Source organism: Aquipuribacter nitratireducens (assembly GCF_037860835.1).
In the GTDB taxonomy this organism is placed as follows: domain Bacteria; phylum Actinomycetota; class Actinomycetes; order Actinomycetales; family JBBAYJ01; genus Aquipuribacter; species Aquipuribacter nitratireducens.
Map to the genome: position 1 here is coordinate 141,115 of NZ_JBBEOG010000002.1, position 22,050 is coordinate 163,164.

A 22,050-nucleotide genomic window follows, 5' to 3' on the forward strand; every position below is an offset into this window, starting at 1 on the left:
CATGCCGCCCCACGCGAGCGCGCCCTCCGGGGTGAGCCAGCGCGAGATGGGGCGCGCCCTCGGGTGGCTGTACGTGGCCGGGGCGACCCTGGCCGTGCTGTGGAGCCTCCTCCCGCACCCCGGCGACGCGGGCGACCCGGTCGTGCTCGCCATGGCGGCGTGCGCCGCCGCACTGGGCGCGGCCCTCGCCGCCGGGGCGGCGGACCGCGCGTCGGAGCGCGCCATCCACTGCGTCCTCGTCGTCATCCAGGTCGTCATCACCGTCGCCTTCGTCGCGGTCGGCATGGCGGGGGGAGCGGACAACGACATCCGCCTCTTCTACCTGTGGGCGACACCCTTCGCCGCGTTCTTCTTCTCGCCCCGGGGCGCGCTGCGGCACAGCGCGTGGACCGTCCTCTGCCTCACCGTGGCGCTCGCGGGCCTGCCGGTCGACCCCGGCACGAAGCTGCGGGTGTGGCTCACGACGGTGGGGGCGCTGGCCGCCGTCGGGCTCCTCGTCGGCACGGCGGCGGCACGGGTGCGGGCCGCGCTCGCCCGGCTCCAGCACACCGCGTGGCACGACGGCCTGTCCGGGCTGGCGAACCGCGGGCTGTTCGCCCGACGCCTCGAGGAGGCGCTGACGGCCCGCGACCGTGACGGTGGCTCCGTGCACGTGCTGCTCGTCGACCTCGACCGGTTCAAGCACGTCAACGACACGTACGGCCACCACGCCGGCGACGCCGTCGTCGTGGCCGTCTCCGGGCGGTTGGCCGAGCGCTTCCGACGGACCGTGACGGTGGCGCGGATGGGCGGCGACGAGTTCGCGCTCGTCGCGCGCAGCCCCTACGGCGCCCGCCCGCGCACTGCCGACCCCCACCTCACCGCCGTCCTCGCTCGGCTCGCAGACGTCTGGCGCGAGCCGGTCGTGCTCCCGGGAGGCGACGTGCTGCGCCTGTCCGCGACCGTCGGCGTCGCGAGCGCGAGCGGGCCCGGCGCCGACGCGGGCACCCTGCTGCGCGACGCCGACGTCGCGCTGTACCGCGCGAAGCAGGACGCCCGTGGCAGCGTCCGGATGTTCGACGCCGACCTCCGGGTCGCGGTCGAGCGGCGCGTGTCCGTCGACCGGGAGCTCGCCGGCGCGATGGAGCGCGGCGAGCTCGACGTCGTCTACCAGCCGGTCGTCGACCTGGGCGACGGGCGCACGCGGCACGCCGAGGCGCTCGTCCGCTGGACCAGCCCCGTCCTCGGGGCCGTGTCCCCGGCCGAGTTCGTGCCGATCGCGGAGGACAACGGGCTCGTCGTCGCCATCGGCCGCTTCGTCCTCGACCGTGCCATGGCCGACCTCGCGCGCTGGCGCGCAGCGGGCGTCGTCGACGACGACTTCGGTGTCGCCGTCAACGTCTCCGCCCGCCAGCTCGAGCCGTGCTTCGTCGACACGGTCACGGGGCTCCTCGCCCGTCACGGCCTTCCCGCGGACCGCGTCCACCTCGAGGTGACGGAGTCGGTGCTCGTCGAGGACACCGCCCGCGCCGACGCCGTCCTCACCGCGCTGCGGGCCCTCGGCTCCCGGGTCGCCCTCGACGACTTCGGTACCGGCTGGTCGTCCCTGTCGTACCTGCAGCGCTTCCCCCTCGACACCCTCAAGGTCGACCGGTCGTTCGTCGCCGAGCTCGACGGTGACCGGTCCCGACCGGGACTGGTCGCCGCGGTCGTCGACCTCGCCCGGAGCCTCGGCATGGACGTCGTCGCGGAGGGCGTGGAGACCCCGCTGCAGGCGCAGCGGCTCCGGGCCATGGGCGTCCGCTGGGGACAGGGCTGGCTGTTCGCCCGGCCGCTGCCCGAGGCGGCCCTCGTCGCGCACCTCGCGGCCGGCCCGGCTGCGGTCGTGGCGGTGCCGGTCCCCCCGCCGCGCGTCGCGACCTGAGGCGCGGCACCCTGGCCGGGTGCTCGTCGTCGACGTCGCCAACATGGTGGGCAGCCGCCCCGACGGGTGGTGGCGCGACCGCTCCGGCGCCACCCGCCGCCTGCTCGAGAGGCTCGTCGCCGCCGAGCCGGCACTCGGACCGGTCGTCGCGGTCGTCGAGGGGGCCGCGCGCGACGTCGAGGTCCCCGACGAGGCCGCTGCGGCCGGCGTGACGGTCGTCCGCGCGTCCGGCAGCGGCGACGACGCCGTCGTGGCCGTCAGCGCCGAGCACCCCGGCGCGACCGTCGTGACGGCCGACCGGGGGCTGCGGGCACGGCTGGCTGCGGGGACACCCGTCGAGGGCCCGGGGCGGCTGCTCGGGCTCCTCGACGGGTGAGGCGGCGCGCCGTCCTCAGGCGGGCAGCACCTGGATGCACGCCGGGCGGGCCCCGGCGAAGACGCCGTCGTAGGGGAACGTCGAGCGCGGGTTCGCGTAGGACGCGTCCCCGAAGTCCCCCGGGTGCTGGACGGCCACGAGGACGTAGCCGTCCTGCGCCTTGACCTGCGGGCCGCAGGTCTCCGCGCCCGTCGGCACCGCGAGGAACTGCTGGACCCGGCCGCGTTCGGGCCCCTCGACGGGCACGAGGTACAGCCCGTCGTTGTAGCCGATGGTGCCGGGCTGGCCGTCGGTCGAGACCCACAGGTTGCCGGCGTCGTCGAACGCGAGGTTGTCCGGGCAGCTGATGGGGCTCACCGGACCGTCCCAGCCGCCGAAGTACGTGAGGACCGACTCGTCCTCGGGGTCGCCGCACAGCAGGAGGATGGTCCACGTGAACGTCCTGCCCGTCGGGTCGCCGGCGTCCTCACGGAGCTCGATGACGTGGCCGTCCTTGTTGTTCGCGCGCGGGTTCGCCTCGTCGGTCTGCGCGCCGGTGCGGCGCGTGTTGTTCGTGCACGCGATGTAGACGAACCCCGACACCGGGCTCGGCTCGACGTCCTCCGGCCGGTCGAGACCGGTCGCGCCGACGGTGTCGGCGGCGACGCGCGTGTAGACGAGGACCTCCTCCACGCTCATGCCCGGCACCATCGAGCGGCCGTCGACGACGAGCGGCAGCCACGTCCCGGTGCCGTCGTACTCGCCGTCCGCGAGGCCGTCGCCGACGAACCTCGCGACGTAGAGGTCGCCGTCGCTCAGCAGCGTCTTGTTGTGGCGACGCGCTGCCTGCGACGGGCCCTCCCGGAAGGTGTCGCGGGAGACGAACTTGTAGAGGTAGTCGAAGCGGTTGTCGTCGCCGGAGTAGGCGACCGCGTGCCCGCTCGGGGCGATCTGCACGTGGGCGCCCTCGTGCTTGAAGCGACCCATCGCGGTGTGCTTGACGGGCGCCTCGTCCGGGTTCTCGGGGTCGAGCTCGACCACCCAGTTGAAGCGGTTCGGCTCGTTGCGGGTGGCCGTGTTGCGAAGGTCGAAGCGACTCTGGACGGCGCCCCAGCCGCGGCCGGCGGTGTTCAGGCCGTAGCGGGCCTCGCGGGCCGTCGGGTCGGTCGGACCGGTGAAGTACTGGTCGACGTTCTCCTCGCCCGACAGCACCGTGCCCCACGGGGTCGTCGAGCCCGCGCAGTTGTTGAGGGTGCCGAACACGCGCGTGCCGGTCGGGTCCTCGCTCGTCCGCAGCAGCGGGGAGCCGGCGGCCGGCCCGTCGAGGACGAACTGGGTGTCGAGGGTGATGCGCCGGTTGTACCGGGAGCGGCGCAGCGCCTCCCACGGGGCGCCCTTGCCGCGGCGCTTCACCTCGACGACGGACATGCCGTGGGCGTACATCGCGGTCTCGAGGTTGCGCAGCCGCGCGGCCTCGTCGGTGGTCCCGTAGTCGGGGAACATCAGCTCGTCGTTCGTGTACTCGTGGTTGGCCACGAGCAGGCCGCGGTTGCCGTTGCCGCGGAACGGGACGACGTCGAGGTAGTCGTTGTTGTAGCCGAACTGCTTCTTCTGGGCCTCGGCGCTCTGGTTCTGCGGGTCCCAGGCGGGTGCCCCGGCCTCGACCGGGTCGCCCCACGCGATGATCGGGTGCCAGCGCCAGCCGGCGGGGACGGTGACGTCGTCGACGGTGTTGCCGACGGGGTCGATCGCGGTGAACCCGAAGGCGCCGGTCGAGCCGACGGCGACTCGCGGCCGGGGAGCCGCCGCAGCGGGGGCGATGCCGGACAGCCCGGCGAGCGCGGCCCCGGCGACGGTGCCGGCCAGGACGGAGCGGCGGGAGGCGCGGCGCTGCAGCGCCTGGCGTGCGACGTCGACGAAGCGCTCGGTGCCCGAGGTGTTCTCGTCCGGTCGGGCGCACGCGTCGGCGCACTTCCAGTGGCAGACGCTCGCGCTGCGGGAACCGTGGGTGCGGCCGGTCATGGGGAGCACGGTGAGGAGCCGACGGGACTCCGGGGCGATGGTCACAGGGTCCTCCGAGGACGCTGAACGGGGTCAGTGGACGAGCGCGACCCTGGCCCCGGCGTCTTGCCGCACGGTGGCGGACGGGTGAACGGCGGACGAACTCGGCATGACGCCGCGGTTCACCCGGCTGTGGTGGGATGCGCGACCGCTCAGGTCGCGGTCGTCGCCTCCGCGAGCCGCGCCTCGGCGCGCGCCTGCGCCCTCGCCCTGGCCCCGGTGCGCAGGCCGTCCGCGGTGAGGACGACGAGGGCGCACCACACGAGGGCGAAGCCGGCGAGGCGCAGCGGCGGCATCGGCTCGCCGAAGACGAGCGTCCCGATGAGCAGCTGCATGACGGGTGTGACGTACTGCAGGAGCCCGATCGTCGACAGCGGCACGCGCCGGGCCGCCGCGGCGAACAGCAGCAGCGGGGCGGCCGTCAGCGCGCCGGACAGCACGAGGAACGTCGTGTGCCACGGACCCTCGGAGACGAGTGTCCCGCTGCCCTGCGCCTGGAGCCACAGCACCCCGGCGAGGGCCGGCAGGAACAGCACGGCCGTCTCCACGGTGAGACCGGGCAGCGCACCGACGCCCTGCCCGCTGCCCTGGCCGACCCGGTTCTTCAGCAGCCCGTAGCTGCCGAAGCTCGCGGCCAGCGCGAGGGCGATCCACGGCGGACGGCCGTAGTCGACGGTGAGGACGACGACGGCCGAGGCGGCGATCCCGACCGCGACCCACTGCGCGCGCCGCAGCCGCTCGTGGAGCAGCAGCACGCCGAGCAGCACCGACACGAGCGGGTTGATGAAGTACCCGAGGGACGTCTCGACGACCTGCTCGGTGTTGACGGCCCAGATGAACACGCCCCAGTTGATGCTCAGCACCGCCGCCGCGGCGGCGAGCAGGAGCACCTGCCGCCGGGTCACCGCCCGCAGCGCCGCCCACGCGCGCGCCGCCGCGATGAGGACCAGACACGTCAGCAGGGACCACACGATGCGGTGGAGGACGATCTCGACCGCGCCCGCGGACTGCAGCAGCCGGAAGTACAGGGGGAACAGCCCCCACATCCCGTAGGCGCCGAGCGCGAGCGCGACCCCCGCGCGGCCCGTCACCGCGTCACGACGCCAGCAGCCGGGTGGAGATGGTCTCCGGGACCTCCGCGAGGGCCGCGAGCACCCCGGCCGGCGCGACGCCGCCGGCCGTCCCGATGTCGGTGAGGGCGTAGCCGACGGCGCCACGGGTGCTGAGGAGCTGACCCTCGATGTTGACGCCGCGCTCGGCGAGCAGCTGGTTGACCCGGGCCATGGCTCCGGGGACGTTGTGGTGCAGGTGCGCGATGCGGCAGGTGCCGGGGCGCGGGTCCATCGTCACCTGCGGGAGGTTGACCGACAGGGTCGTCGTGCCGGCGCCGGCGTAGTCGCGGAGCTTCGCGGCGGTGAAGCGGCCGATGTCCTGCTGCGCCTCGGCGGTCGAGCCCGCGATGTGGGGGGTGAGGATGACGTTGCGGAGGCCGCGGAGCTCGGAGTGGAACGGGTCGCCCTTGCGCTTGGGCTCGTCGGGGAACACGTCGACGGCGGCACCGGCGATGTGGCCGGACTCGATGTGCCGGCGCAGCGCGGCGTAGTCGACGACGAAGCCCCGCGACAGGTTGAGGAAGATGCTGCGCGGGCGCATCGCGGCGAACTGGGCGGCACCGAACATGCCGGCGTTCCCCGAGCGGCCGTCGACGTGGAGCGTCACGGTGTCGGCCTCCGCGAGGAGCTCGTCGAGGCTCGCGCACGCCCGCGCGTTGCCGAGCGCGAGCTTCTCCGTGGTGTCGTAGAACATCACGCGCATGCCGAGGGCCTCGGCGACGACCGACAGCTGGCTGCCGATGTTGCCGTAGCCGACGATGCCGAGCGTGCGGCCGCGGACCTCGTGGGCGCCGTCGGCGCTCTTGTCCCACACGCCGGCGTGCATCTGGTCGTCGCGCTCGGTGAGCCGCCGGGCCAGGGAGATGATCTCGGCGACGGCGATCTCGACGACGCTGCGGGTGTTGGAGAACGGCGCGTTGAACACCGCGACACCCCGGTCGGTGGCCGCGGCGAGGTCGATCTGGTTGGTGCCGATGCAGAACGCGCCGATGGCGAGGAGGTCGTCGGTACCGGCGAGCACCTCCCGCGTGACGTGTGTCGTCGAGCGGATGCCGAGCACCGAGACCCCGGGCAGGGCGGCCGCCAGCTCCGCCTCGTCCATCGCGCCCGGGTGCGTGCGCACCTCGAACCCGGCCGTCGACAGCAGCTCGACCGCGTACGGGTGGATGTTCTCCAGGAGGAGGGCGACGGGCCGGGCGGTGGTGTCGGGCACGACCGCCATGGTCCCATCCCGCGACCGGGTGCCGGTCCGTGGTCTCAGTCGCGGTCCGGGTCCGGGTGCAGGGCGTAGAAGAACGACCACGGCTCGCCCCGCGGGTCGCGGGCGTGCACCCGGTACTCCTCCGCGAGGGCGTGGAGACGCTCGGCGAGCTCGGCCTGCTGGTCCGGGGTGAGGCGGAGGCCGAGCCGGGCCATCGGGAAGTCGCGCGCGGGGGAGCGGGTGACGCCGTCGACGAAGGACTGGACGAGCGCGTTGTCGCCGCCGCTGCCGTCGATCCACCACGACTTCCCCGTGGCGCGGTAGGGCCGGGGGCGGGAGCCGCGCGGGCCGCGCTCGGCCGGGAGGGCCTCGAGGAAGCCGGTGTCGACGAGCGTGCGGACGTGGTGCAGGACCGTCGCCGGTGCCATCCCGAGCCGCTCGGCGAGCCGGGCGTTGGTCTGCGGCACGTCGAGGCACATGCGGAGGATCCGCAGCCGGAGGCCGGAGGCGAGTGCCCGCGCCTCGGCGTCCGTCGGGGGGCGGCGCGTGGCGGCGTCGTGCGGCTCGTCCCGCGGCTCGTCCCGCGGCTCGTCGTGCGCCGGGGTGCTCGCCACGGCGCCAGGGTACCCGCAGGGCAGTGACCGATTGACTCTTCCCAATCAGTCGCGCGACCCTGAGCGCCGTGACCGCTCCGCACGACGTCCGTCCGCCCGGTGAGGCTGCCGGCGGGCGCCTGCGCCGCTGGTACCGGCAGAGCCTCGTCGGGCACCCCGTGGGTCGGGACTTCCGGCAGCTGTGGATCGGCGACACCATCGGCCAGGTCGGCACGCAGGTCGGCACGATCGCGCTGCCGCTGCTCGCGGTGTCCGTGCTCGGGGCGGGCGAGTGGGAGATGGGCCTGCTTGCCACGTCGGAGAACCTCGCGTTCCTCCTCGTGGGCCTGCCGGCGGGCGCGTGGGTCGACCGGATGCGCAAGCGTCACGTGCTCGTCTGGGGCGACGTCGTCCGCGGGGTCGCGCTGCTGTCGTTGCCGGCGGCGTGGCTGCTCGGTGTCCTCAGCTTCCCGCTCGTGCTGGCGGTCGCGGTCGTCATGGGCGTCGCGACGGTGTTCTTCGACGTCGCGTACCAGAGCTACCTGCCCTCGCTCGTGCCGTCGTCGCGGATCAGCGAGGGCAACGCCAGGCTCCAGGTGTCCCACTCCGCCGCCCAGGTCGCCGGCCCGGGGCTCGGCGGCGGCCTCGTCGGCCTCGTCGGCGCCCCGCTCGTCCTCCTCGCCGACGCGGTGTCGTTCCTCGGGTCCGTCGTCTTCACCCTGCGGATCCGGCACCGCGAGGAGCCGCCGCCTCGGGAGGGTCGCCGCCCCCTGCACGTCGAGATCGGCGAGGGGCTCGGGTTCGTCCTGCGCCAGCCGCTCCTGCGCCGCATCGTGGCGACGACGGCGCTGTCGAACTTCGCGAGCAACATCGGCGGGGCGCTGCTCGTGCTCTACGTCGTCCGCGACCTCGGGCTCTCGGAGGCGCAGCTCGGACTGGTCCTCAGCGTGGGGGCGATCGGCGGCCTGGTCGGTGCCGTCGCCTCCGGCGCCGTCATGCGGCTGCTCGGCGAGGGGCGCACGATCGCGCTGGTGATCGTGCCCGCGTCGGGGGCGGCGGCGCTCGTGCCGCTGGCGGCGGGCCGGGACACGGTCGTCGCGTTCGCGCTGCTCGCGGTGTCCATGGCGGTGTACGGCTTCGGGGTGGTCGTCTACAACGTCGCGCAGGTGTCGTTCCGGCAGCGGCTGTGCCCTGCCCCGCTGCTCGGCAGGATGAACGCCTCGGTCCGCTTCATCGTGTGGGGCGTGACGCCGATCGGGGCCTTCGTCGGCGGCGTCGTCGGGGCGCAGGCCGGGATCCTCACCGCCCTGTGGCTCGGCGTGGCCCTCGAGCTCGTCGCGGTCCTGCCCGTGCTGCTGAGCCCGCTGCTGCGGATGCGCGACCTGCCCCGCGGTCTGGACGCCCACGCGGCGGCCCCCTGAGTCTGCGTTTCTGTCGACGTCCGGCACGGATGTCTGCGTTCTTGTCGACGTCCGGCACGGATGTCTGCGTTTCGGTCACCGAGGACACGGGCCCAGCGGAGCGGCCTGCCCGATCTGACCGGTGTGCACCGATCTGTTGACACATGTCGGGACCGGGGCAGCATGGGGCGCGGTCGGCGCCGACCCGCGGTGCCGACCGGACGAGAGGGAGACCCCCATGCGTGTCCTCACGACCACCGCGCTGGCCGGCGGCGTCGCCGCAGCAGCCGTCCTCGGCCTCGGCGCCGCCCCCGCCTCGGCGGACCACGTCCACTTCCGGGTCCTCGGGAACGGCGACTGCGTGCTCCTCGCCCCCGACGGCGGCGAGAAGCACGTCCAGCTGCCGAACGCCGACGGCTTCGCCGACAACCGCAAGCACCCGCTCCACGTCAAGGTGCACCTCGGCACCCCAGGCAGCGTCGGCGAGATCTACGTCGCCTACCCGGCCTCCGGCGTCCTCAACCCCGAGGCCGTCGAGCTGTGCGGCGGGGAGTTCGTCAACGGCTGACCGACCGCGCCCACGTCGGCAGAACTGCAGACGTACGGCGCGTAGGTCCACAGAAACGCAGACGTACGGCGCGTAGGTCGACAGAAACGCAGACGTCGCGGCGCGGTCAGACCGTCCAGGTGTCCTGACCCGCGAGCAGCGCGTCCAGGTCGGCGTCCGTCGCCGGGCCACCCGCCGCCGAGACGGCCGCGTCGACCTGGGCGCGGACGAGGTCGTCGTACGCGGGGCGCTGCACGGAGCGGAACACGCCGAGCGGGACGTGGCCCATCGCCGTGTCGTCCAGGCGCGACAGCGCGAAGGCGGCCGAGGGGTCGTCCGCGGCCGGGTCGTGGACGACGGGCGTCCGGCCGCTGGCGTGCGCGACGTCCCGCGAGACCACCTCGACCCCGCCGCCGTCGCGGCGCGGCACGACGACCTGCGCGCGACCGTCCGACCCGCCGAAGGTGACCTCCTCGCCGGCGCGGAGGCGCACGAGCCGCGCGGCGGCCTCGTCCTTGTCCTTGAGGACGTCGAAAGCGCCGTCGTTGAAGATCGGGCAGTTCTGGTAGATCTCGACGAACGCGCTGCCGCGGTGCTCCGCCGCGGCCCGCAGCACCTCGGTGAGGTGCGCGCGGTCCGAGTCGAGCGTGCGCGCGACGAACGTCGCCTCCGCGCCGAGCGCGAGCGAGACCGGGTTGAACGGCCCGTCGACGGAGCCCGCCGGGGTCGACTTCGTCACCTTGCCGGTCTCCGAGGTCGGGGAGTACTGGCCCTTCGTCAGCCCGTAGATGCGGTTGTTGAACAGCAGGATCGTGACGTTGAGGTTGCGGCGCAGGGTGTGGAGCAGGTGCCCGGCCCCGATCGACAGGGCGTCGCCGTCGCCGGTCACGACCCACACGTTGAGGTCCGGGCGCGACACCGCGAGGCCGGTCGCGAACGTCGGGGCGCGGCCGTGGATGGAGTGCACGCCGTACGTGTCGAGGTAGTACGGGAAGCGCGAGGAGCACCCGATCCCGGAGACGAAGACGAGGTTCTCCCGCTTCACCTGCAGGTCGGGCAGGAAACCCTGGACGGCCGCGAGCACGGCGTAGTCGCCGCAGCCGGGGCACCAGCGGACCTCGTTGTTCGCGACGAAGTCCTTCCGGGTGAGGCTCTCGCCCTCCGACAGGGTGGGCACGCCCCGCAGGCCCTGGCCGGGGCCGACCTGCGGCAGGCCGAGGTCGATGCTCATGCGTGGCTCCCTTCGCTGACGCGGACGCTGCCGTTGGTGCCGCGGGCGGCCGCGCTGCCGTTGGTGAAGCGGCGGGCCGTCGGTTGCGGCGGCGCGTGGCGTACGGCGTCGCCGATGGCCTGCTCGAGCTCACCGGAGGTGAACGGCAGGCCGCGGACGCTGGTGTGGCTGTGGACGTCGACGAGGTAGCGGGCCCGCAGCAGCAGCGCGAGCTGGCCGAGGTTCATCTCCGGCACGAGGACGCGCGGGTACGCGCGCAGGACGTCGCCGGTGTCGGCGGGGAACGGGTTGAGGTGGCGCAGGTGCGCCTGTGCGACCCGCAGGCCGTTCGCCCGTGCCGCGCGCACGGCGGCGCTGATCGGCCCGAACGTCGAGCCCCAGCCGAGGACGAGGAGGTCGGCGCCCTCGCTGCCGTGCGACCCGTCGGCCCACGGGTCGTCGACCTCCAGGTCGGGGACGGCGACCCCGTCGACCTTCGCCTGGCGCAGCCGCACCATCCGGTCGTGGTTGTCGGGGTCGTAGCTGATCTCGCCGGTGCCGTCGGCCTTCTCCAGGCCGCCGATGCGGTGGGCGAGCCCGGGCGTGCCGGGGACCGCCCACGGCCGGGCGAGGGTGCCGGGGTTGCGGGAGTAGGGCCGGAACTGCTCCTCCTCCGGCACGTCGTCCGCGCTCGCGAAGCGCGGCCGCAGCCGCGGCAGGTCCGCCACCGAGGGCAGCCGCCACGGCTCGGAACCGTTCGCGAGGTAGCCGTCGGACAGCAGGATGACGGGCGTCATGTACGTGAGCGCGATCCGCGCCGCCTCGCGGGCCGCCTCGAAGCAGTCGGCCGGCGTCGCGGCGGCGACGACCGGGAGGGGTGCCTCGCCGTGGCGGCCGAACAGCGCCTGCAGGAGGTCCGCCTGCTCGGTCTTCGTCGGCAGGCCGGTGCTCGGTCCGCCGCGCTGGACGTCGACGAGCACGAGCGGCAGCTCGAGCGCGACCGCGAGGCCGAGCATCTCCGCCTTGAGGGACAGGCCCGGCCCGGACGTCGTCGTGACGCCGAGCGCCCCGCCGTAGGCCGCGCCGAGCGCCGCGCCGATGCCGGCGATCTCGTCCTCCGCCTGGAGCGTCGTCACGCCGAAGCGCTTGAGACCGGACAGGGTGTGGAGGATGTCGGAGGCCGGCGTGATGGGGTACGAGCCGAGCACGAGCGGCAGGCCGCTCGTGTGCGCGGCCGACACCAGGCCGTAGGCGAGCGCGACGTTGCCGGTGACGTTGCGGTACGTGCCGGACGCGGCCGGCGCGGGCGCCACCTCGTAGCGGACGGCGAACGTCTCCGTCGTCTCCCCGAACGACCAGCCGGCCTCGAGGGCGCGGAGGTTCGCCTCGAGGATCTGCGGGCGGTGCCCGAACTTCGTCTCGAGGAAGCGGCGCGTGCCGTCCGTCGGGCGCGAGTACAGCCACGACAGCAGCCCGAGGGCGAACATGTTCGTCGAGCGCTCGGCGTCCTTGCGGCCGAGGCCGAGCTCGGTGAGCGCCTCGACGGTCATCGACGTGAGCGGGACCGCGTGCACCTGGTAGGCCGCGAGGGAGCCGTCCTCGAGCGGGTCGGACGCGAAGCCGACCTTCTGCAGCGCCCGTGTGGTGAAGGCGTCGGAGTCGACGACGAGCGTGGCCCCGTGCGGCACGTCCGGCAGGTTCGCCTTGAGCGCGGCGGGGTTCATCGCGACGAGCACGTCGGGGGCGTCGCCGGGGGTGAGGACGTCGTGGTCGGCGAACTGCACCTGGAAGCTCGAGACACCGGGCAGCGTGCCGGCGGGGGCGCGGATCTCGGCCGGGAAGTTCGGCAGGGTCGCGAGGTCGTTGCCGAGCGCGGCCGTCTCGGCGGTGAAGCGGTCGCCGGTCAGCTGCATGCCGTCGCCGGAGTCCCCCGCGAAGCGGATGACGACATGGTCGAGCGGGGTGGCGGCTGAGGACATGTGGGGGGAAATACCTCTCGTCGGTCTGACTCAATGGTAGGAGCCGAACCTCACTGCCGCCGCCCCGGCGTCCGACAAGCCGTGGAGCTTTCTCTGGGCCGAGTCAAGTCGCAAACCTTGCGTTGCGAGGGAACGCGTCGCGCGGCCTCCGTCGTTCCTGGGGAAGAGTGGACCCCACGGGTCCGTGGAGCACGAGAGCGAGGAACGGTGCTGCAGCGCCACAACCACCACAACGGGTTCAAGACCGCCCTGCTGTTCGGCGCCATCTGGGGGCTGCTGCTCCTGGTCGGGGCCGCGGTGGCGGCGTGGGTCGGCAACGCGTCGATCATGTTCCTGTTCGCGCTCATCGGCGTCGCGATGACCGCGTACAGCTACTGGAACAGCGACAAGCTCGCGATCCGCGCGATGCGCGCCCAACCCGTCTCCGAGGCCGAGCAGCCGCAGATGTACCGGATCGTCCGCGAGCTGTCCGCCGTCGCGCAGCAGCCGATGCCGCGCCTGTACGTCTCGCCGACCATGGCGCCGAACGCGTTCGCCACCGGTCGTAACCCGGAGAACGCGGCGGTGTGCTGCACCGTCGGCATCCTCCAGCTGCTCGATGAGCGGGAGCTGCGGGGCGTGCTCGGGCACGAGCTCATGCACGTGTACAACCGCGACATCCTCACCTCGTCGGTCGCCGCGGCGGTGGCGGGGATCATCACGTCGATCGCGCAGTTCCTCCAGCTCAGCTTCCTGTTCGGGGGCAGCCGCGACAACAACGGCAACCCCCTGGCGATCATCGGGGTGCTCGCCTCGGCGATCCTCGCGCCGATCGCGGCGAGCCTCATACAGCTCGCGATCTCCCGCACGCGCGAGTACGACGCCGACGAGGACGGCGCCGCCCTGACCGGGGACCCGCTGGCTCTCGCCTCGGCGCTGGCGAAGATCGAGGCGGCGGCCTCCCGGGCCCCGCTCCCGCCGGAGCGCCAGCTCGTCAACGCCTCGCACCTGTTCATCGCCAACCCGTTCCGGGGCGGCGGGGTCAAGGCGCTGTTCGCCACCCACCCGCCGATGGAGCAGCGGATCGCGCGCCTGGAGGCGCTCGCCTACGGCGGCCCGACCCGGTGAGGTGCGCCCCGTGAGGTCCGCGCGGTGAGGTGCGGCCCGCTCGCCGCGGCGCTGCTCGCGGCGGGCGCGCCGGTGCTCGTCGCCGGCTGCGCGTACGACCCGGCGGACGCGTTCGCCTCCGCCGAGGCGGTCGCGACGACCGATCTCGCCGGGGTCGCGCCGCCCGACGATGCGCAGCCGGTCGAGGTGGTCCGCGTCGTCGACGGCGACACCGTCGTCGTCGACGGGGATCCCGGACCGGTGCTGCCGGACGGCGGCGAGACGCGTGTCCGGCTGCTCCTCGTCGACACCCCGGAGGTCGACGGGCCGAACGCCGAGGAGGAGTGCCTCGGTCCCGAGGCCTCCGCCTACGCCGAGGAGCTGATGCCGCCGGGGTCGCGGCTGCTGCTCGCGCCGGACGAGGAGCTGCTCGACGACTTCGACCGGACGCTCGCGTACGCGTGGACCGAGGACGGGCGCTTCGTCAACGAGCTGCTCGTCGCGAACGGGCTCGCGTACGCCGTCGTGTTCCCGCCGAACGACGAGCACATCGAGGCGGTGCTCGATGCGGAGGACCGCGCGCGGACCGCGCGGCTCGGCGTGTGGGGGAGCTGCTGAGGCAGCCGCCCCGAGGTGTGCCGCCGCGCGGCCTGGGGTAGGAGAGTGACGTGCCGTCACAGCTGTACGACTTCGTCGTGGTCGCCAACCGTCTGCCCGTCGACAAGGTCGGGACCACCGACGACGGCGAGCCGCTGTACGAGACGTCGCCCGGGGGACTCGTCACCGCGCTCGCACCCGTCATGCGCAGCCAGCACGGGGCGTGGGTCGGCTGGGCCGGGGCACCGGACGAGGCCGGTGACGCCTTCGACTCCGACGGCATGCACCTGGTGCCCGTCGAGCTGAGCGCGCAGGAGATCGAGGACTACTACGAGGGCATGGCGAACGGCACGCTGTGGCCGCTGTTCCACGACGTCATCGCCGCACCGGAGTACCACCGGCACTGGTGGGACGCCTACGCCAAGGTCAACCGCCGCTTCGCCGAGGCCGCCGCTGCGCAGGCCGCGGAGGGCGCGACCGTGTGGGTGCAGGACTACCAGCTCCTGCTGGTGCCCATGATGCTGCGCGAGCAGCGCCCGGACCTGCGGATCGGCTTCTTCAACCACATCCCGTTCCCGGGCTACGAGATCTTCAGCCAGCTCCCGTGGCGCAAGCGCGTGGTCGAGGGGGTGCTCGGCGCCGACCTCGTCGGCTTCCAGCGCCGCTCCGACGCGACGAACTTCCTCCGGGCCTGCCGCCGCGCGGCCGGTGCGACGACCCGCGGCTCGCACGTCCACGTCGGTCACGGCGAGGGCCGGCGGACGGTCCACGCCGCCCCGTTCCCGATCTCCATCGACGCGCGCGGCTTCGAGGCGCTCGCGAGCGACCCGGCCGTCATCGAGCGCGCGGCGCAGGTGCGCACGGAGCTCGGCGACCCCGACGCCATCCTGCTCGGCGTCGACCGGCTCGACTACACGAAGGGCATCCGCCACCGTCTCTCGACGTTCAAGGAGCTGCTGGAGGATGGCGCCCTCGGCGACAAGCGGGTCGTCCTCGTGCAGGTCGCGAGCCCGTCGCGGGAGCGCGTGAAGGCCTACGCGGACCTGCGCGACGAGGTCGAGCTCATCGTCGGGCGCCTCAACGGCGACCACGGGACGGTCGGCTGGCAGCCGGTGCACTACCTCCACCAGTCCTTCCCCCGCGACGAGATGGCGGCGCTGTACCTCGCCGCCGACGCGATGCTCGTGACGGCGCTGCGCGACGGCATGAACCTCGTGGCGAAGGAGTACGTGGCGGCCCGGCACGACGACGACGGCGTCCTCGTGCTCAGCGAGTTCGCCGGCGCCGCCGACGAGCTCCACCAGGCGGTCCTCGTGAACCCCCACGACATCGACGGCACCAAGGGCGCCATCGTCGAGGCGCTCGGGATGCCGAAGGCGGAGCGCCGCCGGCGGATGCGGGCCCTGCGCCGCCGGGTCCGGGAGCACGACGTCGAGCGCTGGGCCCGGGACTTCCTCGGTGCGCTGCAGGACGGCGCGCACGCGCACGACGAGGAGCCGGCGGGGCAGGCGTGAGCGTCGCCCCGGACGTCGAGGCCGCGCTGCAGGGGCTCGTCGGGCGCACGCCGCTGCTGCTCGCCCTCGACTTCGACGGCGTGTGCGCGCCGCTGGTCGACGACCCCGAGGCCGCTCGCGCCCTGCCCGGCACCGCGTCCGTCGTCGCCGAGCTCGCGGCGCTCGACGGGGTCGAGGTCGCGATGGTGTCGGGCCGCTCGCTCGCGAGCCTCACGCACGTCTCGCAGGCGCCGGCCGGGGTGCTGCTCGTCGGTGGGCACGGGGCCGAGACCGGTGACGGGGTCGTCCTGCCCGACGACGCGGCGGCGTTGCTGGAGACCATCACCGCCGAGGTCGAGGCGATCGTCGCCGGTGCCGACGGGACGTCGGTCGAGCACAAGCCGACGTCCGTCGTCCTCCACACCCGACGCGCGGACGACGAGGCGACCGCGAGCGCGCAGCGGGCCGTGCTCGACGGGCCGGGCGCCCGCGACGGCGTCCGCGTGCGGCCGGGTCACGAGGTCGTCGAGCTGTCCGTCGTGACGGCCGACAAGGGCCAGGCGCTGCGGGCGCTGCGGGACCGGGTGGGCGCGTCGGCCGCCGTGTACGTCGGCGACGACGTGACGGACGAGGACGCGTTCGCCGTGCTCGACCAGGAGTCCGGCGACGTCGCGGTGAAGGTCGGGTCGGGGGAGACCCGGGCACGGCTGCGGGTGGAGTCCCCGGAGGACGTCACCGAGCTGCTCGAGCGCCTTCTCGACCTGCTACGAACCGGTCACCGGGGGTAGGTTCAGCGAGGTGGACGCCGACGCCCGAGCCGCCATCGACCTGCTGCTGAGCGAGTCGCAGATCAACCGGCTCGTGCGCGAGTACTGCCACGGAGTCGACAAGCGCGACGCGGACCGCTTCATGGCCGTGTGGGCCGAGGACGCCGTGTGGCAGGTCGGTCCCGAGCAGGTGTTCCGCGGCCACACCGCGATCCTCGACGGCGCCCAGCGGCAGTGGGACGCCTTCGGCCAGATGCACCACTGGGCCGCCAACGTCGTCATCGACATCGAGCCCGGCGAGGACCGCGCGACGGGGGAGAGCGACGTCGACGTCACCGTCGAGATGGTCGACGGGCGCTGGGTGCGTGGCGGCGGCACCTACCGCGACCAGTACGTGCGGGAACACGGGCAGTGGAAGATCGCGCGGCGCGAGGCGGTCGCGCACTTCCACCTCTACGGCGAGAGCGCCGACATCCGCTAGGTCGAACGTCGCCCGAGCGTGCCAGGGGTCGGACCGACCTGAGCTTGCTCAGGCCGCTGCGTCCCGTCGAGCCGCTCGGCTCGGGGAGGGGCCACTTCTTGGACCCTCGTCGGGAGCGCGGCACCTGGAAATTCCGACGTGGCGTGTCAGGATTTCAAGGTCGGAGCGACCGGTCATGCCCCGAGACTCGCCCCGACAGAACGACCAGGTCTGATCCTTGACAGCGCCCGACCTGGGCTCCTTCACTCGAGCATGGTGTCCGACGCGGGTACCGAGCGACTCGTGCTGCGCTGCGTCGACCTGCTCGCGGAGCTGCTCGCCCAGCCACTCGACCGGTTCCCGGTGCAAGAGGTGGCCGAGCACCTGCGGGAGTCCGTGGGCGCGTCGATGGTCGCGTGGAACTACGTGTCCGGGCACCGCAGGCGGCTGGGGTACCTCAGCGAGGGCGCGGAGTCGTTCCGTGACGCCGGCGAGGCGTGGTTGCAGGCGCACGGGCCGGGCGCCCACCCGTTGCTGCGGTGGTACGCGACGAGCGGGTCGACCGTCCCGCTGACGGCGGCGAGGGTGCCGAACGCCATCGCGGACCGGCGGTGCCAGGAGGCGTTCGCCGCCGTCGTCGAGCCCCTGGGGGTGCTGCGTCAGCTGTCGGTCCCCGTCTCCCTGTCCGTGCACGAGCACGACGCCGTCGTGCTCGGCCGCGACGACGTCGACTTCTCCGACGCCGACGTCGAGCTGGTGGCCCGGATACAGCCGCTGCTCGTCGGGGTCCGCCGTCAGATCGAGACCCGGAGGCGGTGGGCCGACTCGCACGGTCGGGTCGACGGCGAGGACGGCAGCGGCGCAGACGACGCGGCCCGGGCGGTCGGGCTCACGCCACGGGAGCTCTGCGTGCTCCAGCTGCTGAGCGAGGGCTGGACCCAGCACGCCATGGCGCACCACCTCGGCATCTCGCCCCGGACGGTCCACAAGCACGTCGAGCACGTGTACGCCAAGCTCGGTGTCGGGGACCGGCTGCTGGCCGTGATGCGCGCACGGGATCTGTCGGTGCTGCCGCAGCAGCGAGAACGCTGATCGCCCACCGCGCTCACGAGGGCCGAGGCAGTACGTACGACGGCCCATTCCGCTCCGGCCCGCGGAGGAGGACCCTTCTCCCACCGGCCTACGGCGCCGGGCGGCAAGGAGGACACCATGTCGCGGGCACGACCCCGGCTCCGGTCTCGCGGGACGACGACGTCGGTCGTCGCCCGGGGACGTCGCCGCCTCGTGTGCGCCGCGGGTGCGGCCGTGCTGCTCGCCGGGTGCTCCGTGTCGCCCGCGGGCGCCGAGCAGCAGGCGTCGGACCGGGCGCAGCTCGCGGCGCTCGTCGAGGCGGACGTCGAGGAGTACCTGGCCGAGGCGGACGCCCCGGGGAAGGTGAGAGCCGTCGTCGTCCACCACGACGGTGCGCCGCTCGCAGAGCGGTACCACCTCACCGACGCCGACGAGTGGTGGGACACCCGGTCGGTCACCAAGTCGGTGATGTCGACGCTCATCGGCATCGCCATCGGCGACGGCTTGATCGACGGCGTCGACGCGACCCTCGGCGAGCTCCTTCCCGACCGGCGCGACGAGATGACGGAGGAGGTCGCCGCGCTCACCCTCCACCAGGTGCTCACCCACACGGCGGGCTTCGGGGAGGAGGGCTCCGCGGCGGACGACTACTGGTGGACGGAGGACTGGGTGGGCTCGATCCTCGCGACCCGGGCGGAGACGGGTGGGGACGTCGGGACCTTCGCGTACTCCAACGCCGGGGCCCACCTGCTGTCGGCGGTGCTCGTGGAGGCGACGGGCGTCCCCGTCCTCGAGTACGCCCGCGAGGAGCTGTTCGACCCCCTCGGCATCCCGACCGAGCCGGTATTCGAGCCGACGGTCGACCCGGCCGACCCCGACTCGCTCGACGAGGTGTACGCCGACTACGTCGAGGCCGACTTCGCGTGGGGGGTGGACCCGCAGGGGCTTCACGAGGGGTCCTGCTGCTCCAAGCTGCGCCCACGGGACCTCGCCCGGCTCGGCCAGCTGTACCTGGATCGTGGCCGGCGGGACGGGGAGCAGGTGCTGCCGGAGAGCTGGGTGGAGGAGGCCACCCGTCAGCACGTCGAGGTCCCGGCCGCGGGCGTCGCCGGCTACGGCTACATGTGGTGGACCGGCGAGGTCGACGGGCACGAGACGTCCGTGGCGTACGGCCGGGGCGGTCAGGCGGTCGTCGTCGTGCCCGAGCTCGACCTCGTGGTCGCCGTCGCGACGGAGTTCGACGATCGAGACCCCCTGCGCCTCGCGCAGGCGTTCGGTCCGGAGAGTGTCGTCCGGATGGTCGAGCTGGCCATCGCGCCGCACGTCCAGCCATGAGGCCTCCACCGACGGGCGCTGTGCCTCGCGGGTCGCGTCCGGCAGCGGCCGCAGCTCTCGTGCTCGCGGCGGCTCTGTCCGCCTGCACGGGCGACGTGAGCGCGGGTGGTGGGGACGTGGGGGGCGCGGCGGGACCGGAGCCCGCCGCGACGGGTGAGGCGCTGCTCTGGACCACGCCGGCGGACAGCGCTCTCCCGGCGGAGACGGTCGACGCCCTCCAGGAGGCCCTGGACGCCTACCGGCAGGCCCAGGAGGCGCCGGGTCTCACGGCGGCGGTCGTCACGCCCGACGGGATGTGGGCGGGGGCGTCGGGCGTCGACGGGACGGGCACGCCGCTCCAGCCGGAGTCCGCGTTCGCCATCGCGAGCATCACGAAGACCTTCGTGGCGGCGGAGGTCGTGCTGCTCTCCGCCCAGGAGCAGGTGGACCTCGACGCGGACATCGCCGACTACGTCGACCTGCCGTTCACCAGCGACGGCGCGACGGTCCGAGAGGTCCTGGGGATGGAGAGCGGCTTCCCCCTCGACCCGGTCGACGAGGTGCTCGGCATGACCGGTGACCTCGACCGCGAGTGGACCCAGGACGACGTCTTCGACCTCGTCCTCGCGGGGAGCATCCAGGGCGTGCGCGGCGAGGACCCGAGCTACAACAACCTCAACTACTGGGTCCTGGGAGCGCTCGTCGAGGAGGTGACCGGGGAGCCGCTCGCGGTCGCCCTGCGCCAGGACGTGCTCGATCCGTTCGGCCTCGAGCGGGTGTGGGTCCAGGCCGCCGAGGAGCCGACGCCGCCGCTCGCGATCGCCGCCGACGAGGCCCGCTTCCCCGAGGTCGACGAGGACGGCCCCTTCCTGCCGTCCCGGGCGGTCGCGTCGGCCGCCGGTGCCGCTGGCGGCATGGCCGCCGACGCCCCCACCCTCGCCCGGTGGGGGCACCTGCTGTACGGCGGTGCGGTGCTCGAGCGGTCGCTCGTCGAGGACATGACGACACCGGAGGGCGACGACGACTGGTACGGCCTCGGGACGGTGCTCGCCCGGGACGGCGAGGCCCCGCTCGTGGGGCACGACGGCGACCTGGGCGTCTACCACAGCCTGCTGGCCGTGTGGCCCGACGACGCGATCTCCGTGGCGGTTCTCGTGCCGACCCCGTCGCCGCTCGGCCTCGACGAGGAACTCACCCCCACCGGCCTCGCGCGCACGCTCCACGAGGCCGCCCTGGGCTAGGAGCCGGTGACCCGACCGTCCGACACCGCCCACCGCCGGGACACCTCGACCGCGTCGAGCATCCGCCGGTCGTGCGTCACGAGCAGGAGCGTCCCCTCGTACGCCGCCAGGGCCTGCTCGAGCTGCTCGATGGCCGGCAGGTCGAGGTGGTTCGTCGGCTCGTCGAGCACGAGCAGGTTCACCCCGCGCGCCTGCAGGAGCGCGAGGGCGGCGCGGGTGCGCTCGCCGGGGGAGAGGTTCCCGACGGCTCGGTTCACGTGGTCGGCCTTGAGCCCGAACTTCGCGAGCAGCGTCCGCACGTCGGCCGGCGCCATGTCCGGCAGGTGCGTGCGCACCGCCTCGAGCAGCGACGCCGACCCGGTGAGCACGCCGCGGACCTGGTCGACCTCACCGATCTCGACCGACGTGCCGAGCGACACCGTCCCCTCGTCCGGGGTCAGCCGCCCGAGCAGCAGCGCGAGCAGCGTGGTCTTGCCCGAGCCGTTGGGCCCGGTCACGGCCACCCGGTCCCCGACGTCGAGCTGCAGGTCGACGGGACCGAGGGTGAACGTGCCCCGCCGCACGAGGGCGCCGCGAGCCGTCGCGACGACGGACGAGCCGCGGGGTGCGGCGGCGATGGAGTAGCGGAGCTCCCACTCCTTGCGGGGCTCCTCGACCTCCTCCAGCCGCTCGATCATCCGCTCGGTTTGGCGTGCCTTCGCCGCCTGCTTCTCCGACGTCGCCTGCATGTGGGCGCGGATGTTCCTGTCGGGCTCGCCGCGTCGCACCGCCTTGCTCCGCGCGGCGCGGACGCCCTTGTCGGCCCACCCGCGCTGCATGCGCGAGCGCGCCTCGAGCGACGACACTGTGTCGGCGTACTCCTCGTACGCCTCACGGGCCCGGCGGCGGGCGACCTCCCCCTCGTGGAGGTACGCCTCGTAGCCGCCGCCGTAGACGTTGACCTGCCGCTGGGCCAGGTCGAGCTCGACGACCCGGGTGACCGTCCGGGCGAGGAACTCCCGGTCGTGCGACACGACCACGACCCCGGTTCGCTGCCCCTGCACGAACCGCTCGAGCCGCTCCAGGCCGTCGAGGTCGAGGTCGTTCGTCGGCTCGTCGAGGAGCACGACGTCGAAGCGGGACAGCAGGAGCGCCGCCAGCCCCGCCCGCGCCGCCTGCCCGCCGGACAACGACGTCATCGCCGCGTCCGTCGCGACACCGAGTCCGAGGTCGCCGAGCACCTCCCCGGTGCGCTCGTCGAGGTCGGCGCCGCCGAGCCCGAGCCACCGCTCGAGGGCGAGCGCGTACTCGTCGTCCGAGCCCGGCGCACCGGCGGCGAGGCGTTCCGTCGCGGCGTCGAGCGCCGCCTGCGCGTCGGTCACGCCGGTCCGGCGCGCGAGGTAGTCGGCGACCGTCTCGCCGGGCAGCCGCTCCGGCTCCTGCGCGAGGTAGCCGACGACGGCGGTCGGCGGGTTGAGCGCGACCCCGCCGGCCTCGGCCGCGTGCAGCCCCGCGAGCACCCGCAGCAGCGTCGACTTGCCCGCCCCGTTCGCGCCGACGAGCCCGACGACGTCGCCCGGGGCGACGACGAGGTCGAGGTCGGCGAAGAGGACGCGGTCGGCGTGGCCCGCCGCGAGACCGCGGGCGACGAGGGTGGCGGACACGGGCGGCATCCTCCCAA

Annotated in this window: 19 protein-coding genes; 12 read left to right on the forward strand and 7 right to left on the reverse strand. The window is 73.9% G+C overall.

Annotated elements, in window-relative coordinates; genetic code table 11:
* The first annotated feature begins 1 nt into the window (after window position 1).
* Both WAB14_RS04070 and WAB14_RS04075 read left to right on the forward strand, forming a co-directional pair.
* Window positions 2-1,903 carry a putative bifunctional diguanylate cyclase/phosphodiesterase gene (locus WAB14_RS04070; protein ID WP_340267671.1) on the forward strand — a complete coding sequence of 634 codons (1,902 nt, stop codon included), beginning with the start codon at window positions 2-4 and terminating at the stop codon, window positions 1,901-1,903.
* Between the two features lie 19 nt (window positions 1,904-1,922).
* Window positions 1,923-2,279, forward strand: coding sequence for a PIN domain-containing protein (locus WAB14_RS04075; protein ID WP_340267672.1), 357 nt, complete (start codon window positions 1,923-1,925; stop codon window positions 2,277-2,279).
* 15 nt (window positions 2,280-2,294) lie between these two features.
* Here the strand turns inward: WAB14_RS04075 and WAB14_RS04080 are convergent, their stop codons facing one another.
* The 4 genes from WAB14_RS04080 to WAB14_RS04095 form a co-directional block, all read right to left on the reverse strand.
* Entirely contained in the window at window positions 2,295-4,325 is a 2,031-nt protein-coding gene (locus WAB14_RS04080; protein ID WP_340267673.1) for a PhoX family protein, read from the reverse strand.
* 146 nt (window positions 4,326-4,471) lie between these two features.
* Window positions 4,472-5,410 (reverse strand): EamA family transporter RarD, encoded by a 939-nt coding sequence (rarD, locus tag WAB14_RS04085; protein WP_340267674.1) that lies wholly within the window; start codon window positions 5,408-5,410, stop codon window positions 4,472-4,474.
* Between the two features lie 4 nt (window positions 5,411-5,414).
* Entirely contained in the window at window positions 5,415-6,644 is a 1,230-nt protein-coding gene (gene serA / locus WAB14_RS04090; protein WP_340267675.1) for a phosphoglycerate dehydrogenase, read from the reverse strand.
* A 44-nt stretch (window positions 6,645-6,688) separates the two neighbouring features.
* Window positions 6,689-7,246 (reverse strand): ArsR/SmtB family transcription factor, encoded by a 558-nt coding sequence (locus tag WAB14_RS04095; RefSeq protein WP_340267677.1) that lies wholly within the window; start codon window positions 7,244-7,246, stop codon window positions 6,689-6,691.
* A 68-nt stretch (window positions 7,247-7,314) separates the two neighbouring features.
* Between WAB14_RS04095 and WAB14_RS04100 the strand changes: the two genes are divergently transcribed.
* Entirely contained in the window at window positions 7,315-8,646 is a 1,332-nt protein-coding gene (locus WAB14_RS04100) for an MFS transporter (protein ID WP_340267679.1), read from the forward strand.
* 217 nt (window positions 8,647-8,863) lie between these two features.
* Window positions 8,864-9,193 carry a hypothetical protein gene (locus WAB14_RS04105; RefSeq protein ID WP_340267681.1) on the forward strand — a complete coding sequence of 110 codons (330 nt, stop codon included), beginning with the start codon at window positions 8,864-8,866 and terminating at the stop codon, window positions 9,191-9,193.
* A 106-nt stretch (window positions 9,194-9,299) separates the two neighbouring features.
* Here the strand turns inward: WAB14_RS04105 and WAB14_RS04110 are convergent, their stop codons facing one another.
* Together WAB14_RS04110 and WAB14_RS04115 are read right to left on the reverse strand one after the other, a co-directional pair.
* Window positions 9,300-10,403, reverse strand: coding sequence for a 2-oxoacid:ferredoxin oxidoreductase subunit beta (locus WAB14_RS04110; RefSeq protein WP_340267682.1), 1,104 nt, complete (start codon window positions 10,401-10,403; stop codon window positions 9,300-9,302).
* Complete coding sequence (locus tag WAB14_RS04115) at window positions 10,400-12,361, reverse strand: 2-oxoacid:acceptor oxidoreductase subunit alpha (protein ID WP_340267683.1); 1,962 nt, start codon at window positions 12,359-12,361, stop codon at window positions 10,400-10,402. Before WAB14_RS04115 ends, WAB14_RS04110 begins: the two co-directional genes overlap by 4 nt.
* A gap of 207 nt (window positions 12,362-12,568) precedes the next feature.
* Here WAB14_RS04115 and htpX point away from each other — a divergent pair, with 207 nt between their 5' ends.
* The 8 genes from htpX to WAB14_RS04155 all read left to right on the forward strand — a co-directional run bounded on the left by htpX (window position 12,569) and on the right by WAB14_RS04155 (window position 20,390).
* Complete coding sequence (htpX, locus tag WAB14_RS04120; protein ID WP_340267684.1) at window positions 12,569-13,468, forward strand: zinc metalloprotease HtpX; 900 nt, start codon at window positions 12,569-12,571, stop codon at window positions 13,466-13,468.
* A gap of 24 nt (window positions 13,469-13,492) precedes the next feature.
* Window positions 13,493-14,065: a thermonuclease family protein gene (locus tag WAB14_RS04125; RefSeq protein ID WP_340267686.1), complete on the forward strand. Its 573-nt coding sequence runs from the start codon at window positions 13,493-13,495 to the stop codon at window positions 14,063-14,065.
* 50 nt (window positions 14,066-14,115) lie between these two features.
* On the forward strand, window positions 14,116-15,558 hold the full coding sequence (otsA, locus tag WAB14_RS04130; RefSeq protein ID WP_340267688.1) for an alpha,alpha-trehalose-phosphate synthase (UDP-forming): 1,443 nt from the start codon (window positions 14,116-14,118) through the stop codon (window positions 15,556-15,558).
* The gene (gene otsB / locus WAB14_RS04135; protein ID WP_340267690.1) at window positions 15,555-16,325 is read left to right on the forward strand and encodes a trehalose-phosphatase; all 771 of its coding nucleotides are present in this window, start codon (window positions 15,555-15,557) and stop codon (window positions 16,323-16,325) included. The genes otsA and otsB overlap by 4 nt, the downstream gene beginning before the upstream one ends.
* 10 nt (window positions 16,326-16,335) lie before the next feature.
* Window positions 16,336-16,785 carry a nuclear transport factor 2 family protein gene (locus tag WAB14_RS04140; RefSeq protein WP_340267692.1) on the forward strand — a complete coding sequence of 150 codons (450 nt, stop codon included), beginning with the start codon at window positions 16,336-16,338 and terminating at the stop codon, window positions 16,783-16,785.
* A gap of 252 nt (window positions 16,786-17,037) precedes the next feature.
* A complete protein-coding gene (locus WAB14_RS04145) occupies window positions 17,038-17,856 on the forward strand; it encodes a helix-turn-helix transcriptional regulator (protein WP_340267694.1) in 819 nt (272 codons plus the stop codon).
* A 117-nt stretch (window positions 17,857-17,973) separates the two neighbouring features.
* On the forward strand, window positions 17,974-19,170 hold the full coding sequence (locus tag WAB14_RS04150; protein WP_340267696.1) for a serine hydrolase domain-containing protein: 1,197 nt from the start codon (window positions 17,974-17,976) through the stop codon (window positions 19,168-19,170).
* Window positions 19,171-19,265: 95 nt separating this feature from the next.
* A complete protein-coding gene (locus tag WAB14_RS04155; protein WP_340267698.1) occupies window positions 19,266-20,390 on the forward strand; it encodes a serine hydrolase domain-containing protein in 1,125 nt (374 codons plus the stop codon).
* Here WAB14_RS04155 and WAB14_RS04160 read toward each other — a convergent pair.
* Complete coding sequence (locus WAB14_RS04160; RefSeq protein ID WP_340267700.1) at window positions 20,387-22,033, reverse strand: ABC-F family ATP-binding cassette domain-containing protein; 1,647 nt, start codon at window positions 22,031-22,033, stop codon at window positions 20,387-20,389. The genes WAB14_RS04155 and WAB14_RS04160 overlap by 4 nt on opposite strands.
* Between the last annotated feature and the right edge of the window lie 17 nt (window positions 22,034-22,050).